Below are 15,896 nucleotides of genomic sequence, written 5' to 3' on the forward strand. Positions count from 1 at the left end.
TCATGACTGTTATGAACATTGAGCGCGACTGGGATAACCTCAGCGTGCTGGAGAGAAATCGTGCGAAGAGTCGCTCCTATTTTATTCCTCATTCCAATAAAGAAAGTGCTCTGAGCTATGACAGAGGAAGCTCTCCTTGGTTCAAATCGCTGAATGGTATTTGGAAATTCCAATTTGCTGAGGGGCCTGATCTAGCACCCCAGGATTTTCATCAAAATGAATATGACACCTCAGGTTGGGATAATATTCGTGTCCCTGGACACTGGCAGTTGCAAGGATACGGAAGTCCGCATTACACGGATCTCGACTACCCATTCCCTGTTGATCCTCCTCATGTACCTAATGATAATCCAACGGGTAGCTACGTAAGGGAATTTACGCTGCCAGACCATTGGGACGGAAGAGTTGTTTCACTTAAGTTCGACGGTGTAGATAGCGCCTTTCATGTATGGCTGAATGGTTCATTTGTCGGCTACAGCCAAGGCAGCCGCCTGACATCAGAGTTCGATCTGACCCCTTTCCTTCAGGCGGGAATTAACCGATTGGCGGTCCGGGTATACCAGTGGTCTGACGGTAGTTATTTGGAGGACCAGGATATGTGGTGGATGAGTGGCATTTTCCGGGATGTCTATCTGGTTTCCGAGCCTTCAGCATCCCGTATTACAGATTATCGAATTGTAACGGAGCTAGATACAGAGTTTACCAATGCGGTACTGTCGGTCCGCTTAGATCTGGATGGAGAAGAAGTTCAGGGCACGGTACAGTTGCAACTGCTGAATAACGTTGGCGAGCAGATCCTGTCTGCTGAGAAGAATCTAAACCATCCTTCGAGTGTCGAGTTCAATCTGCCTGTGGCAAAGCCTTTTTTATGGAATGCTGAATCTCCTTATTTATATCATCTAATCATTTCAGTGGTTGATTCGAAGAATCAGGTTATAGAAACGATTGCCCAGCGAGTTGGGTTCCGCCGTGTGGAAGTCAAGGATGGACAGTTCTTGGTGAATGGAGTACCGATCCTTCTCAAAGGAGTAAACCGGCATGACCATCATCCAGATACGGGACGAACCGTCACGGTATCCACCATGCTCGAAGATATTCAAATGATGAAGCAGCACAATATCAATGCGGTGCGGACAGCACATTATCCGAACGACCCGCGGTTCTATGATCTGTGTGATGAGTATGGGTTATACGTTATGGAAGAGACGGACCTGGAGACGCATGGATTTGAGCCGCTGGGCAATATTTCACGACTTAGCGATGACCCCGCTTGGAAGGATGCTTATGTTGACCGCATCCGCCGTATGGTGGAGCGCGACAAGAATCACCCTTCTGTGATTTTCTGGTCACTTGGCAATGAATCGGGCTTCGGCTGCAATTTCCGTGCGATGTCTGAGTGGTGCAAAGCCAATGATTCCACACGTCTTATCCATTATGAAGAAGACCGTGAAGCGGAAGTATGTGATGTGGTGAGCACGATGTATTCTTCCGTGGAGAAAATGGAAGGATTCGGCCAGCTAACCGAACATCCGAAGCCGCATATTCTATGCGAATTTGCCCATGCGATGGGTAATGGCCCCGGAGGGTTACGGACGTATTTTGACACCTTTGATACTTATCGGCGTCTTCAAGGCGGCTTTGTCTGGGAATGGATCGATCATGGGCTCAGCAGAAAATCAATCGATGGCAAGGCTGACTACGCTTACGGTGGAGATTACGGAGATGTACCGAATAACAGTAATTTTGTTATTGACGGACTAGTTCGCCCAGACCGCACCCCCTCTCCGGGGCTCATTGAATATAAGAAAATCATCGAACCTGTGAGGGTCGAATTAATAGACGCAGGAAAGATTCGCGTAACGAATCGGTATGATTTCGTGACATTAGATCATCTGCAGATTCACTACAGCGTCACGGCTGATGGAAGAACCATAAACAGTGGTGCACTCGTACTTCCTCAGATTAGTCCGGGTGATAGCGCAAACGTATTGATTCCAAATTTTAATTTGACAGATCAACAGTCGATTCATCTCGAGCCGGGTACAGAGATGTGGCTGAATGTCGGATTCACGTTGGCAGCAGACTGCGCTTGGGCGGAACAGGGGCATGAGGTGGCTTGGGCCCAGTTTGCACTGCCGAATCATTCCACCTCAGCCGTATCTTCCCTGTCTCAGTTGTCTGTAGAGCAGAAGTTGTCAGTCACCGAAGAAGGGCGAGAGCTAATCCTTGCGAATGACAGTTTCCGTATTTCTTTTAATCGTCTACGTGCAGGGGTCACGTCGCTTCGCTTGAACGGAAAGGAACTCATTCAACATGGACCACGACTGAATTTCTGGCGTGCTCCGATTGATAACGATATGTATGTGCTCCCGGATTGGCGCAAGGCACACCTCGATCGACTGACCGAGCGGATAGATCACTTCCGCTGGGATCGATTGAATGAAACATCTGTGCGTATGACTTGGACTTCACGCATAGCACCTCCTGTCTACGATTGGGGCTTCCGATGTGAAACGTCCTATACGGTTACTGCAAGCGGACTAATCATTATAGATGTGAAGGGAATGCCGGAAGGAACACCACCTACTATGCTCCCGAAAATCGGTCTTCAGATGAAAGTTCCCGGTGATATAGATCGTGTGAAATGGTATGGCCGTGGGCCGGGAGAGAGCTATTCGGATAGCCGGGAGGCCGGACGCTTCGGCGTATATCAGAGCAGTGTAGATGGATTGTTCACGTCGTATATTTATCCCCAAGAGAATGGAAATCGGACAGATGTAAGATGGGTTTCGATTGCCAATGGAGCAGGAATCGGTCTGCTGGCGGCAGGAGCGCCAACGCTTGATTTCAGCGCTAGACGTTACACGGATGGTGATCTGGAGAAGGCGCAGCATATGAGCGATTTGGCACCTCGTGATTTCATTACTCTGAATCTGGATTACCGACAGAACGGACTGGGAAGTAACAGCTGCGGCCCAGCACAGTCGCCTGAGAATACAGTTAAACCGGAAGCGTTCCGGTTCCGCATCTTGCTTCAGGCGTATATGGCGGAGGATAGCTCTCCTGAAAGGCTGAGCCGCCGAATGAGTACAGAAGCGATGCAATATGAAATGGAGGAAGATAAAGATGCTTAATACACAGGACGTTTTGAATTTATCTGGCAAGGTAGCCGTCGTTACTGGTGGGGCATCAGGCATTGGGCTGGCCACCGCTGAGCTTCTAGCGAGCTTCGGGGCACATGCTGTCTTGATTGATATTAATGAGGCTGCGGGTAACGAGGCAGTCGCCAGTATCCGTGAACAGGGAGGCCAGGCCAGCTTTTACTGCTGCAACGTGACCTCTGCCGCAGATTGTGAACGCACAGCTTCGGAGATCAAATCGGCTCTTGGAGGAATTCATGTCCTGTTCAATAACGCAGGGGTTATTCGCCGCAAAACGGTTACCGAGTTGGATGAAAGAGACTGGGATCTTGTACTAGATGTCTCACTCAAAGGTGTCTTTCTCCTTTCTAAATATGTAATTCCCATTATGGAGTCTAGCGGCGGAGGCAGCATCATTAACACAGGCTCAGGTTGGGGACTGAAAGGTGGAGACCGCGCAGCAGCTTATTGCGCAGCAAAGGCAGGCGTTGTCAATCTGACGCGTGCCATGGCTATCGACCATGGAGCAGCGAACATTCGAGTCAACTGTGTATCACCAGGGGATACGGATACACCTCTCCTGCGTGACGAAGCGAAGCAGCTGCAGCAGGATGAGTCAGCATTTCTGGTTGCCTCTGCAGGAGGCAGACCGCTGGAGCGTCTAGGTACACCGCGTGATATCGCGAATGCCGTATTGTTCCTGGCGAGTGACTTATCCTCATGGGTAACAGGCAGTGTTCTCGTTGTTGACGGAGGCGGAATCGCTTAGGACAATAAAAATTACCATTTTCCCAACATATGAACGGAGGCGTTAATTGTGGCTGATAACAAAACATATGCCCATCCCTATATCCCAAATACCGTTCCGGAGGTCCGGGACGCGATGCTGAAAGAGATTGGTTTAACGTCTATGGAGCAACTCCACGACGCAATCCCTGACAGCCTGAAGCTGAAGCGGGAGATGGACCTTCCGCCAGCCATGAACGAGTATGAATTGCGCCGACATATTGACGGACTACTAGCAAAGAACAAGCACAGTGGAGATTATCTTAATTTTCTGGGTGCAGGATGCTGGCAGCACTTCATTCCAGCTGTATGCGACGAGATTAATCAGCGTTCTGAATTCGTGACAGCCTATGCCGGAGAACCTTATGAAGACCATGGTCGATTCCAGGCCCTATTCGAGTATCAGAGCCTGCTTGCCGAGCTCGTGGACATGGATGTCGTAAATGTTCCAACCTTTGACTGGGCTCAGGCAGCTTCCACCGCGATTCGGATGGCGGGGCGTATTACAGGGCGCAAAATCGTGCTGCTCCCGCGTTCCGTAGACCCGGATAAGGCGGCAATTATTCGTAATTACTGTACTCCAGTCATGGATATTCAGTATGTTGACATCGATCAGGTAACAGGACAAATGGATCTGGATGATCTGCGCAGTAAATTAAGTGACGATACGGCGGCGATTTATTTTGAAAATCCCGGTTATCTCGGAATCATTGAGGATCAGGGGGCTGAGATATCTGAACTGGCTCACAAGATAAATGCCGTTTCTATTGTAGGTGTTGATCCCATTTCGCTTGGAGTTCTGGAGCCTCCAGGCCGTTACGGGGCGGATATCATTTGCGGAGATTTACAGCCGCTGGGTATGCATATGAACTTTGGCGGTGGGCAGGCTGGTTTTATCGCAACACGTGATGAGGAAAAATACGTAATGGAATACCCTTCCCGGCTATTTGGCATCGTGCCAACCGAAGTGGAAGGCGAATATGGCTTCGGAGATGTGGCCTATGAACGTACATCATTCGCTCTTCGGGAGAAAGGCAAGGAATCGGTAGGAACCCAGACCGCTTTATGGGGCATTACGGCAGGAGTATATCTGGCTCTCCTCGGTCCTGTCGGAATGCATGAGGTTGGCAGCACCATTATCCAGAAATCGCATTACGCTGCAAAACAGATATCACGAATTCCAGGTGTGTCTCTTCGCTTCGAAAATGGCACCTTCTTCAAAGAGTTTGTTGTTGATTTTAATGGAATTGGTCTAACCGTTAATGAGATTAACCAGAGATTAATGGAAACAGGGATTTTCGGAGGTAAGGATCTGTCATTATCCTACCCATCATGGGGTCAATGTGCACTGTACTGCGTAACGGAAACGCATACCCAGGCCGATTTGGACCGACTTGTCGATACTCTTTGTTCCATTGTCAGCACATCATAACGATCATATAGAGGAGGACTGAACGCCATGAAACGAATTCGCAGAGATCATAAGGTTCGGAAGTTTCACCAAGCTAAATGGGATGAGCCCGTTATCTTTGAACTTCACCGACCCGGGGAGCGAGGCGTCGTGCCGCCGGGAACGGAAGCGACTGTAGCAGCTGAAGTAGGCTCCGCAGAAGACAACATACCGGCATCCATGTGGCGGCGCACTATTCCCGCTTTGCCAGAAATCGGGCAGGCAAAGGTACTGCGGCATTATCTGAGATTATCCCAGGAAACGCTGGGATCGGATATGAACGTGGAAATTGGTCAGGGAACCTGCACGATGAAATATATTCCCCGGATTAACGAAATGCTTATCCGAAATCCACGTATGACCGAGCTTCATCCGCTACAAGATGTGGATTCTGTTCAGGGGATGCTGGAGATATTCCACAATCTCGATCTGGCAATGCGAGAGATTTCGGGTATGGATGCGTTCTCCTTTCAGCCGAGTAGCGGAACCCAGGCACTTCTGGCTATGGCCTCCATCGTTCGCGCCTATCATGATTCGCGCGGTGAAGGTGAGCAACGTGATGAGATTATTACAACGATCTTCTCTCATCCTTCGCAAGCCGCTACAGCTGCGGTTAAGGGATATAAGATTATTACGTTGCATCCAGACGAGAATGGATTCCCGGACCTTGAGAAGCTGAAGAACGTTGTCTCCGAGCGGACTGCCGGATTTGTTGTGGCTAATCCAGAGGACACAGGCATCTACAATCATCGTATCCGCGAATTTACGGATGTCGTGCACGAAGCTGGTGGTGTCTGCTACTATGATCAGGCTAACGCCAATGGCCTGCTCGGAATTACACGAGCGAAGGAAGCGGGTTTTGATATGTGCTTTTTCAATCTTCACAAAACCTTTGCTGCGCCCCATATGTGCGGTGGTCCTGCTACGGGCGCTCTCGGAGTGACGGAAGAATTGAAGAATTTCATGCCCGGCCCTTTGGTGGATAAGGAAGATGACGGACGTTATATTTTGAGAGATCAAACGGAAGTCAGCATTGGTAAGGTACGGAGTTTTCACGGTGTAGCCCAAACTGTACTCCGCTCCTACGCCTGGATTATGAGCCTCGGACCGGACGGTCTGAAAGATGTCGCCCAGGTGGCGGTGCTGAACAACAACTATCTATATCATAAAATTGTTCAAATACGCGGAGCGAGTGCCCCGTATGTCCAAGGACGCCGTTTAGAACAGGTACGCTACAGCTGGAAACAGCTCACGGATGAGACTGGAGTGACGACGGAGGATATTACGCGAAGAATGTGCGATTTGGGCTTGCATTACTGGACCTCTCATCACCCGTATATTGTTCCACAGCCGTTCACACTGGAGCCAACGGAATCCTATTCCAAGGAGGATCTCGACGAATATATCCATGCGCTGGAGCATATCTCAAATGAAGCCTATACTCAGCCAGATATCGTCAAATCAGCTCCGCATAACAGTACGGTGCATCGCAATGACGAATCATCTTTGGACGACCCGAAACAATGGTGTATTACTTGGCGTGCATATTTGAAAAAAACACAGCCAGAGCTTCACTAACTGCATTAGCATGTACGCTGTAGCTACTCTTATTGTGTATATAGAGGAACATTAATATTACTCGTTTTATAAATAGACAGAAAAGCAGCGCCCCTCAACCGTGTTGAGGGGCGCTTTAATATGATTCTATAGCTTTCAGTGGAGTTAAGATAACGATTTCTCCGGTTCCTCTTCCCCGTTTACACCGATTTTCTTATTCACTCAGCATGGACTGTGTGAAACTGATCCACTCCCGGGTTGCAAAGGATAAATATCGGTCCCTCCGCCAAATCATGCCGAGCTGCCACGGAATCACAGGTTCCATTACAGGTATAATGCGCACACGCATATGATCCACCTCACGGCAGATCGTTTCTGGCAGCAAAGCCACACCCAGATTGGCCGCTACCATTGCACTGAGCAGGTCCCATTGGGAACTCTCGTACACCACCCGAGGCTGGAATCCCGCATGCTGACAGGCGGCGATAATCCGGTCATGCAGCGCAAAATCTTCCCGAAACAGCACAAATGCATCATGCTCCAGCTCGCGCAGCGCGATGGACTCTTTGCCCGCAAGTGGGTGTGAAGGGTGTACGATCAGATTCAGTTTCTCTTCCACAAAAACAAAGTGGTCCACGAGTTCATCCACGGTAGGCAGAACGGAGACACCAATATCCAGTGCACCACTAATCACATCGGCCTCTACTTTTTTGGCACCGTCTTCGAAGAGCTGAATGGTTACCTGTGGGTAAGCTTTATGAAATTCACCGATAATCATCGGAAAAAAGCTCGAACCTATCATCGGCGGCAAGCCGATCCGCAGGTGTCCTTTCTTCAGATTCATCAAGTCATCCAATTCGGACGATAAGCTGCGAAATGACTTTTCAATCTCCAGCGCCTGCCGAAAAAAGACATGCCCTGCATCCGTTAACGCTACCTTCTTGCCATAACGATCCAACAAAGTTACGCCCAATTCGTCTTCCAAGCTTTTGACGGTTTTGCTAATCGTCGGTTGTGTAATGAACAGCACTTCGGCCGCTTTGGTGAAGCTTTGCTGCCGCGCAACTTCCAGAAAATATTGCAAATGGCGGATATCCATCGTCTGATCCCCATCTCTCATAGATAAATGGAATGGTAAACATTCTTAATATGCATTTTACTCATGAAAGAATGCGATGTAAAATTTGTTATATCAAACAACGCTTCCATTCATTTTCATAAACAACTCAAAATCATCACGTTCATTATACAAGGAGGGATTGAAGTGAAGAAATGGGGCCTTGGCATTTTGCAAGTTGCGCTCTTGATGGCCTTTTCACTGCTCATGGACCAGTTGGCCCGTGCTCTCCATCTACCTGTACCAGGTTCAATACTCGGTATGATCGTGCTATTCATTCTGCTTCAGACCCGGGTCGTGAAGCTGCGCTGGATCGAAATTGGAGCTGCCTGGCTGCTCGGTGAGCTGCTGCTGTTTTTCATCCCGTCAGCCGTTGGCATTATGAACTACATGCCCATGCTGGAGCAAGATGGACTGCAAATTTTGTTTATTGTTCTGCTTAGTACATTTCTGGTCATGGCCTGCACAGGCCTTGTTGCCACCCGAATCGCCAAACGAAAGGAGCGTCACACCGGATGATTGGATTCCTCTGTCTTTTGTTAACCGTCGGTATATACTTGGTCGCCAAACGCATGTACCGCAACCTGCCCAAAGTGTATCTGTCTCCGCTGCTGATTACGCCGCTTCTTGTCGTCGGTGTGCTGCTCGCAACAGGCACGGATTACGCAGCCTACAGCAGTGGTGGTAAATGGCTAAGTTTGCTGCTTCAACCGGCAACGGTAGCCTTCGCTATTCCGCTCTATACATTCTTCCATGTACTCAAAAAACATATTTCCGAGATCGTCTTCAGCGTTATGACGGGCTCCGTTGTGGCGGTCCTCTCTTCTGCCCTGCTCGCCAAATGGCTGCGCCTGGACTCCGGACTCATTCATAGTCTGATTCCAAGATCGATCACGACCCCTATTGCCATGAATGTATCGGCTACCATTGGAGGCATTCCGGCGGTTACGGCGGTTTTTGTCATCATGACCGGTCTGCTGGGGGCGATTATGGGGCCATCCATTGTGAAAATGCTGCGTATTGATGGTGAGATTGCACGTGGTACGCTGCTTGGAACCGGTGCCCATGGTACAGGCACATCCAAGGCTTTTGAGCTCAGTTCACTGACAGGAACCATCTCCAGCATCTCCATGGTACTGGCCGCATTGTTCACATTAGCGGTTGCACCCGTGCTATCCAAACTTATTTTCCCATAATAGATGGAATTAACCCTATTTCTTGAAATATTATTGTTGTATTAAAGCCCTTTCTTCCTTACAATAAGGACAGGTTTTAATTGTGAATATTGCGGGGGAGATGCGATGAAAAGAACCGGAATGAAGAGATCTCTGGACCGCCTTGGACGAATTGTCCTTCCCAAAGAAATGCGGGATACGATGGAAATCCATATCGGCGATCCGCTCGAGTTTTTCATTGAAGGGAAAGAGTTGATTTTGAGAAAGTACAAATCAACATTGTGTATTTTTTGCGGTGATGTGAATACTGAAATGTATTTCAAAGAGCAATTCATCTGCCGGACTTGTGCAATTCAATTAAAACACCCGGATGACACTCCCGATTGGTTCGTTCCTCCAAACAAACAGGCTCCTGCACCCGTGGAGCGTCCTGCTACCGAATCCGCCACAGTCTCATCTCCCGCATGGGAAGAAGGGACTACAGCTGCCAACCATGAGTACCCGGACCTGCGGCCGAAGACGGCACGCATGCTGCAACAGATGAAGGAAATTGTTGAACAGAATCCTGGTTTGGCTCAACAGCAAATTGCGGAAAAGCTTGGCATTAGCCAAGGACGCGTCTCCCAACTTAAAAAACTACTATAATAGGAATTTATTCGATTATTTATTAATCAGGAGACCTTCCGTTTCAAGAAGTCCCGTTGCAAGAGAACCCTTTGAAATCCGTGGGTTCTTCTTTTTTTTTTGAGATAAACATAAAAAAGACGACTACCGCTTAATCACAGTGGTCATCTTTTTCAATATTCGTTACTCCAGCGTCTAACTCTTTAGACCTGCACGAGATCCATATCCATTTCTTCTGCTTCCAGTTTACGCATACCCATAATAAGAACAACAATGTTAGCAACCAACAGTACCGCCGGGAAAGGAACAGCCGTATATTGTCCGTAAATCAGATGACTTCCCACAGCCCCAATCAGAATAAACGTCAATACTCCTGAAGCCAGAATACGAGTTCGTGGAATCAACAGACCCACCGCACTGAGCAGCTCTACTGCACCAATGAGATACATCGTCCATGTAGGATAAGAGAAACCTTCGAAAGTCTGCACCATCATCTCTGCTCCACTAACCTTGTTAAACCCCGCCATTACAAACACACCTGCAAGCATAACCAACGCAATATATCCCAAAATTTTTAAGCCCTTGTTCATATGTATAATCCTCCTGAAAATGAATGTCCATATCCATCTGTTGTATAAAAAGCAATCTTTGTAAAAGTTACTACGTAACTCTATTTTTAAAATGGGCAGTTTGACTGCAAAAAAAGGTACGTGCTGATATTATACATATTAATAATCATTAACTTACTTTTATGAAGTTAGTATATAATAATAACATTATTTATTCAAGTAATTTTTTGACGAATAGTGTATAATACATACAAAAGGTATGTTACAGTACATTTTGTAGTAACATGTTGACTTCATTGTCCCTTACTTTGGTCAGAGCGGCAGAAAGCCACGCACTTTTATATATATACGAATATACGAAGAAATCAATAATACTTGAATCGAGGTGAACACGTTGAAGCTGAGAAAAGTAAAATCACCAAGTCCCTGTCTCATTACTCAGGCCATGGATATCATCGGTAAAAAATGGGTACTGCTCATCATGTACCAACTGTTATCCGGACCGAAACGATTCACAGAGCTGGAAGCAGAAATGGCGATTAGCGGTCGGTTATTATCCGAACGTCTGAAGGAGATGGAAATGGAAGGTATCGTAACCCGGCATATGTATCCTGAAATTCCGCCCCGCGTAGAGTATGAATTGACGCCCAAAGGCAGAGCCATCGAACCCGTCATCAATCAGATTTACAACTGGTCCTCAGACTGGTTGAAACAGCAGCAGTCTACTAAGTAGCCAGATTGTGATTCACGTACAACACAAAGACGCCTGAATTGAACTGATCTTCGGATCAGTCCAGATTCAGGCGTCTTTTTTTTAAAATGGGGTTATATTTCTGTTTACGTCATAAAAGGATTAATGAGAGAGATGTTTGGAGCGCTGAAGTTGTACCGGTAATCCCGAATCTGCCGAAACCAATGCCGCCGTTGTAATTTCCTGTGTACGGCAGGCATCCGCATAATCGGACAAAATCCGTGAACGATCTCCGGTACGAAGGGCGTGAATGAACGCTTCATTTTCCCGCTCATACGGGTTATGCCCTGCTGGAATCTCCAGACCTGCCATCGCATGAGGGGCAGCACTTGGCAGAAGAAGACGTTCAGGCGTCCAATCCCAGACTCCGGCGTCCGTGTAGAACTGGAGCCCTGCGCCGCCTTCACCATCTGGCAGCAGGCAAGTGTTGGCAATGCTCGCGATCGCCCCACTTTCTAGCTTAAGCGTTACATTCGCCACATCGGCTACCGTGACATGTTCGTGCTTCTCATGCATGCTGCGCTGGGCCGCTGCAGCGTATACCTCTGTCACTTCACCAGCACAGTACCGCAGCAAATCCACGATATGGGTCGTCTGTTCCACAAACTGTCCCCCGGATCCTTCCTGGCGACGCCACCAGGCGACTCCTGGCATTCCGCCCATCCAGCGCCCAAGCGCCATACCGACGGTCTGCTCTTTCACCGCTTCTTTCAGTACCTGTGCAGCCTCCTGATAACGGAAATGATAACCTACGGATGTCAACAATCCAGACTTCTGTACCTGATCCAGCACCTGACGAGGAATATCCATGCCCGTACTCAGCGGTTTTTCCACCAGGAACGGGATACCCCGACGAATCAATTCAGCTTCAATCGATCCATGAGACATCGGAGGAACACAGATATAGACTGCATCCAGCTTTTCACCATCCAGCATATGTTCAAGTTCACCGTAGCCAACAGCATCATAAACGGAAGCCATAGCCTCCGCCTTTTCCAGCGTTGTTCCACAGACAGCTGCTACACGAACGCCTTCCATTCGTGCCAGAATATCTGCATGTACCTTGCTGAACCAACCTGTTCCAATGATTCCGATCTGTAAAGTCATAGATGTAAACCCCTCTCCTTGTTACACGCTTACATGTTCCATTCGACCCCCAGATGCGAAATCCTGCATTAAATTTTGCCCGATGCTTCCAAGAGCAACTGATCCAGTTCACTCGCAAACCGTATCGCTTGCTCCTCCCGCCAATCCAGGCGTTCAGCCATAAACTGAATCACTACTGCCTTATACTGACGGACTTCGTCAATGCGGAAAAACAGGTCTCCGGTGCGTCTCACAAAAAAGTCTGCAGGTGTCACAGCCATCTCTTCGTCAATGGCATAACGCAGCATCAGCAGCAGCTCCTGCGACATACCATGCAGCTCTGCCTTTGCCCGCGGATCAGGCATCCGCTCGTACAGTGCGTCCACATTGGAACCATACACTCGGGCTAACCGTTCCGCAGTAGATCTGTCGAGCCCAAGTGCTACGCCGTCCTTAATCTTGCGTTCTGCATACGCGCCAAATCCGGCGGAACCGCCAACGTGGCCTCCAGAGATTGGCATCTCTTTCGTTATACATGGTCCTATCGATTTTCCCGTCTCCTGCTCCAATTGGCGAGCAGCGAGATCAACAACCATCTCGGCCATTTTGCGGTACCCGGTTAATTTACCCCCGGCAATCGTGATCAACCCCGAAGGGGCTACCCACACTTCATCCTTGCGGGAAATTTCGGAAGGTCCTTTGCCTTCCTCATGAATCAACGGACGCACACCTGCCCAACCGGACTCCACATCCTCGGCACAAATTCGAACGTCCGGGAACATGCCGTTGACGGCATCGATGACATAATTCCGGTCTGCCTCAGAGATTAACGGGTGTGCGGGATCATCTTCGAATACGGTATCTGTGGTTCCCACATAGGTTTTCCCATCCCGCGGGACAGCAAAGACCATTCGTCCATCCGGTGTATCAAAATATACAGCCTGCCTTAACGGGAAACGCGTACCGTCGAATACCAGATGAATACCTTTGGTCATCTGCAACGTTTTGCCCTGGCGAGACCCATCGATCTTGCGCAGCTCATCCACCCATGGACCGGAAGCATTAATCACCTTGGTTGCCCGCAAATCATAAGATTGACCGCTGAGCTGGTCCACAGCCTGAATGCCGGTAATAACTCCATTCTCCTTCAGGAATGCTGCTGCCTTCACATAGTTCACGGCCAGTGCACCGCGCTCTACCGCTTCCTTCATCACTTCAATGGTAAGCCGGGCATCGTCCGTTCGGTATTCCACATAACGTCCACCACCCAGCAGTCCTTCCTTGCGCAGCAAAGGCTCACTGTCTGAGACGGCGCCGGCATTTAACATCTGACGTCGTTCACTACGCTTCACTCCGGCAAGCCGGTCATACACCATCAGGCCCATGGATGTGCTGAAGCGGCCAAAGGTGCCCGCCGTATAGATGGGGAGCAGCATCGGTTCGGGTGTCGTCACATGCGGTCCATTCTCGTACACCACCGCTCGCTCCCTTCCCACCTCAGCCACCATTTTCACTTCAAACTGCTTCAGATACCGTAGACCGCCATGCACCAGTTTGGTCGAACGACTGGATGTGCCTGCTGCAAAATCCTGCATTTCCACCAGTGCTGTCTTTAATCCGCGGGAAGCTGCATCCAGCGCAATCCCGGCTCCCGTGATTCCCCCACCAATAATCAATATGTCAAAATGTGCATTCGCCATCCGATCCAGATATTCCGTACGCTTTTCCGCCGAGAACGATGTTGTCATTCTGATTCCTCCCATTGATTACCTCTGTTATACCCACAAAAGCACAAAAAAAAGACCACGTCATTCGCTTCAGCAATTGCTGAGCGGTACGTGGTCTCTCCCGATCTCCAGACATCATTTTTTTAACTTGTGACTTAATCCTATCACACAATTACGGCGGCGTGAAGGCCTGAAATGACACATTATTCAAAAAAATTTCAAAAAGTTGTTCTGCCTGCGGATGGAATTTCAAGCTGATCCACTAATCATTTATTTTTCCTTATAGTGGGTATATGTTTTCTCTTCTCCAGGAAAATAACCCCTGTAAGTTATGCATCATTTTCCACCAATAAATATCATTTATTGTAGAACTTTAACGAAAAAGTACAAATGCCCATTCGAAATATAATCCACTCATTTGAAAACCATCGCTGCCTTCACTGCACGTTGCCACCCTGCATACAGTCCTGTACGCTCATCTTCAGCCATAACCGGATGGAAGACACGCTCCGTATTCTCGTGATTCGCCAATTCATCCGCGCTATTCCAATAGCCTACTGCAAGTCCTGCCAGATAAGCCGCACCTAATGCTGTCGTTTCGTTCACATTGGGACGCTCCACAGGGATATTCAGAATATCACTCTGGAATTGCATCAGAAAATCATTGGCCGCCGCCCCCCCATCCACGCGCAAGGCATTCACCGGAATACCTGAATCGGATTCCATTGCCGCCAGTACATCCTTGGTCTGATACGCCAGTGCTTCCAGGGTTGCACGGATAAAATGTTCTTTGGTGGTTCCTCGCGTCAAACCAAACACTGCTCCCTTAACTTCACTGTCCCAGTAAGGGCTGCCCAGACCTACAAATGCAGGCACCATATAAACGCCATCTGTAGAGGGTACACGTGCCGCATAGTCCTCACTGTCTTTTGAGGAACGTAGCATCCGTAAGCCGTCACGCAGCCACTGTACCGCCGAACCGGCAACAAAAATACTGCCTTCCAGCGCATACTCGATTTTACCATTAATGCCCCATGCAATGGTTGTAATCAGCCCGTGGTTGGACTGTACGGGTTGTTCTCCAGTATTCATAAGCATGAAACAGCCGGTGCCGTACGTATTTTTCATGCTTCCCTTTGTATAACAGCCCTGACCGAATAATGCCGACTGCTGATCTCCTGCTGCTCCGGCAATCGGAATCCGATGACCAAAGAAATGGTAGTCAACCGTGTGTGCGTACACCTCGGATGAACCGCGCACTTCCGGCAGCATCGCTTTGGGAATGTCCAAAATTTGCAGCAATTCATCATCCCATTGCAGATCATAAATGTTGTACATTAAGGTGCGAGAAGCATTAGATACATCGGTGACATGAGTACCACCGCTCAGCTTCCAGATTAGCCAGCTATCAATTGTACCAAACAGGAGTTCACCCTTCTCTGCACGCTCCCGGACACCAGGCACATGATCCAGAATCCACTTTACCTTGGTTCCCGAGAAGTAAGGGTCAATGAGTAGACCCGTTTTGCGATGAAATAGGTCACCCAGACCCTTCGCCTTCAACTCATCACAAATATCAGCCGTTTGTCTGGACTGCCAGACTACTGCATTATAGATGGGCCGGCCCGTTTCTTTGTCCCATACCACAACCGTTTCTCGCTGGTTCGTAATGCCGATGCCGGCAATCTGGACGGGCTTGATTCCACTTTCGGCCAGACATGAAGCCATCACTGCCAGAATGGAGCTCCAAATTTCATTGGCGTTCTGCTCCACCCAGCCCGGCTTGGGAAAGTACTGTGGAAATTCCTGCTGTGCAATATGTACAATCTCCCCGCTCCGGTTAAATAGAATCGCCCGGGAACTTGTCGTCCCCTGATCTAGGGCCAATATATATTTTTCCATACAGACAACCTC

13 protein-coding genes are annotated in these 15,896 nt (G+C 48.8%); 8 read left to right on the plus strand and 5 right to left on the minus strand.

Translation table 11 applies throughout. The features are described 5' to 3' along the window. The first annotated feature begins 2 nt into the window (after positions 1–2). Genes ebgA through gcvPB form a run of 4 tightly spaced genes read left to right on the plus strand, consistent with a single transcriptional unit; the run spans position 3 to position 6,954 of the window. Positions 3–3,134, plus strand: coding sequence for a beta-galactosidase subunit alpha (gene ebgA, locus A6049_RS25440; RefSeq protein WP_095206220.1), 3,132 nt, complete (start codon positions 3–5; stop codon positions 3,132–3,134). Further along, positions 3,127–3,909, plus strand: a complete 783-nt coding sequence (locus tag A6049_RS25445; protein WP_063567328.1) for an SDR family NAD(P)-dependent oxidoreductase — start codon at positions 3,127–3,129, stop codon at positions 3,907–3,909. Before ebgA ends, A6049_RS25445 begins: the two co-directional genes overlap by 8 nt. A gap of 48 nt (positions 3,910–3,957) precedes the next feature. Continuing rightward, entirely contained in the window at positions 3,958–5,358 is a 1,401-nt protein-coding gene (gene gcvPA / locus A6049_RS25450; protein WP_063567329.1) for an aminomethyl-transferring glycine dehydrogenase subunit GcvPA, read from the plus strand. Between the two features lie 27 nt (positions 5,359–5,385). Beyond that, positions 5,386–6,954, plus strand: coding sequence for an aminomethyl-transferring glycine dehydrogenase subunit GcvPB (gene gcvPB / locus A6049_RS25455; RefSeq protein ID WP_063567330.1), 1,569 nt, complete (start codon positions 5,386–5,388; stop codon positions 6,952–6,954). Positions 6,955–7,147: 193 nt separating this feature from the next. On the opposite strand, the gene cidR is transcribed toward gcvPB, so the two are convergent. Then, entirely contained in the window at positions 7,148–8,032 is an 885-nt protein-coding gene (gene cidR / locus A6049_RS25460) for a cidABC operon transcriptional activator CidR (RefSeq protein ID WP_063567331.1), read from the minus strand. 165 nt (positions 8,033–8,197) lie between these two features. Between cidR and A6049_RS25465 the strand changes: the two genes are divergently transcribed. The 3 genes from A6049_RS25465 (at position 8,198) to A6049_RS25475 (ending at position 9,870) form a co-directional block, all read left to right on the plus strand. After that, positions 8,198–8,569, plus strand: coding sequence for a CidA/LrgA family protein (locus A6049_RS25465; protein WP_063567332.1), 372 nt, complete (start codon positions 8,198–8,200; stop codon positions 8,567–8,569). Then, the gene (locus A6049_RS25470; protein WP_063567333.1) at positions 8,566–9,246 is read left to right on the plus strand and encodes a CidB/LrgB family autolysis modulator; all 681 of its coding nucleotides are present in this window, start codon (positions 8,566–8,568) and stop codon (positions 9,244–9,246) included. The genes A6049_RS25465 and A6049_RS25470 overlap by 4 nt, the downstream gene beginning before the upstream one ends. A gap of 105 nt (positions 9,247–9,351) precedes the next feature. Then, complete coding sequence (locus A6049_RS25475) at positions 9,352–9,870, plus strand: AbrB/MazE/SpoVT family DNA-binding domain-containing protein (protein ID WP_063567334.1); 519 nt, start codon at positions 9,352–9,354, stop codon at positions 9,868–9,870. A 182-nt stretch (positions 9,871–10,052) separates the two neighbouring features. Here A6049_RS25475 and A6049_RS25480 read toward each other — a convergent pair whose 3' ends face one another. Next, positions 10,053–10,439 carry a DoxX family protein gene (locus A6049_RS25480; protein ID WP_063567335.1) on the minus strand — a complete coding sequence of 129 codons (387 nt, stop codon included), beginning with the start codon at positions 10,437–10,439 and terminating at the stop codon, positions 10,053–10,055. Positions 10,440–10,863: 424 nt separating this feature from the next. Here A6049_RS25480 and A6049_RS25485 point away from each other — a divergent pair, with 424 nt between their 5' ends. Further along, on the plus strand, positions 10,864–11,151 hold the full coding sequence (locus A6049_RS25485) for a winged helix-turn-helix transcriptional regulator (RefSeq protein ID WP_062321783.1): 288 nt from the start codon (positions 10,864–10,866) through the stop codon (positions 11,149–11,151). 120 nt (positions 11,152–11,271) lie between these two features. Here A6049_RS25485 and A6049_RS25490 read toward each other — a convergent pair whose 3' ends face one another. The 3 genes from A6049_RS25490 to glpK form a co-directional block, all read right to left on the minus strand. Further along, positions 11,272–12,276, minus strand: a complete 1,005-nt coding sequence (locus A6049_RS25490) for a Gfo/Idh/MocA family protein (protein WP_063567336.1) — start codon at positions 12,274–12,276, stop codon at positions 11,272–11,274. Between the two features lie 68 nt (positions 12,277–12,344). Beyond that, positions 12,345–14,003, minus strand: a complete 1,659-nt coding sequence (locus A6049_RS25495; RefSeq protein ID WP_063567337.1) for a glycerol-3-phosphate dehydrogenase/oxidase — start codon at positions 14,001–14,003, stop codon at positions 12,345–12,347. A gap of 393 nt (positions 14,004–14,396) precedes the next feature. After that, the gene (glpK, locus tag A6049_RS25500) at positions 14,397–15,884 is read right to left on the minus strand and encodes a glycerol kinase GlpK (RefSeq protein ID WP_063567338.1); all 1,488 of its coding nucleotides are present in this window, start codon (positions 15,882–15,884) and stop codon (positions 14,397–14,399) included. Positions 15,885–15,896: the final 12 nt, after the last annotated feature.

Source organism: Paenibacillus sp. O199, from assembly GCF_001636635.1.
GTDB classification, from domain to species: domain Bacteria; phylum Bacillota; class Bacilli; order Paenibacillales; family Paenibacillaceae; genus Paenibacillus; species Paenibacillus marchantiae.

What these genes read in the sequence shown, in the direction of transcription:
- A6049_RS25470 (WP_063567333.1), top strand. Translation starts at nt 8,566, where the DNA reads ATGATTGGATTCCTCTGTCTTTTGTTAACCGTCGGTATATACTTGGTC.
- A6049_RS25445 (WP_063567328.1), top strand. Translation starts at nt 3,127, where the DNA reads ATGCTTAATACACAGGACGTTTTGAATTTATCTGGCAAGGTAGCCGTC.
- glpK (WP_063567338.1), bottom strand. Translation starts at nt 15,884, where the DNA reads ATGGAAAAATATATATTGGCCCTAGATCAGGGGACGACAAGTTCCCGG.
- gcvPB (WP_063567330.1), top strand. Translation starts at nt 5,386, where the DNA reads ATGAAACGAATTCGCAGAGATCATAAGGTTCGGAAGTTTCACCAAGCT.
- cidR (WP_063567331.1), bottom strand. Translation starts at nt 8,032, where the DNA reads ATGGATATCCGCCATTTGCAATATTTTCTGGAAGTTGCGCGGCAGCAA.
- A6049_RS25485 (WP_062321783.1), top strand. Translation starts at nt 10,864, where the DNA reads ATGGATATCATCGGTAAAAAATGGGTACTGCTCATCATGTACCAACTG.
- ebgA (WP_095206220.1), top strand. Translation starts at nt 3, where the DNA reads ATGACTGTTATGAACATTGAGCGCGACTGGGATAACCTCAGCGTGCTG.
- A6049_RS25495 (WP_063567337.1), bottom strand. Translation starts at nt 14,003, where the DNA reads ATGACAACATCGTTCTCGGCGGAAAAGCGTACGGAATATCTGGATCGG.
- A6049_RS25475 (WP_063567334.1), top strand. Translation starts at nt 9,352, where the DNA reads ATGAAAAGAACCGGAATGAAGAGATCTCTGGACCGCCTTGGACGAATT.
- A6049_RS25480 (WP_063567335.1), bottom strand. Translation starts at nt 10,439, where the DNA reads ATGAACAAGGGCTTAAAAATTTTGGGATATATTGCGTTGGTTATGCTT.
- A6049_RS25490 (WP_063567336.1), bottom strand. Translation starts at nt 12,276, where the DNA reads ATGACTTTACAGATCGGAATCATTGGAACAGGTTGGTTCAGCAAGGTA.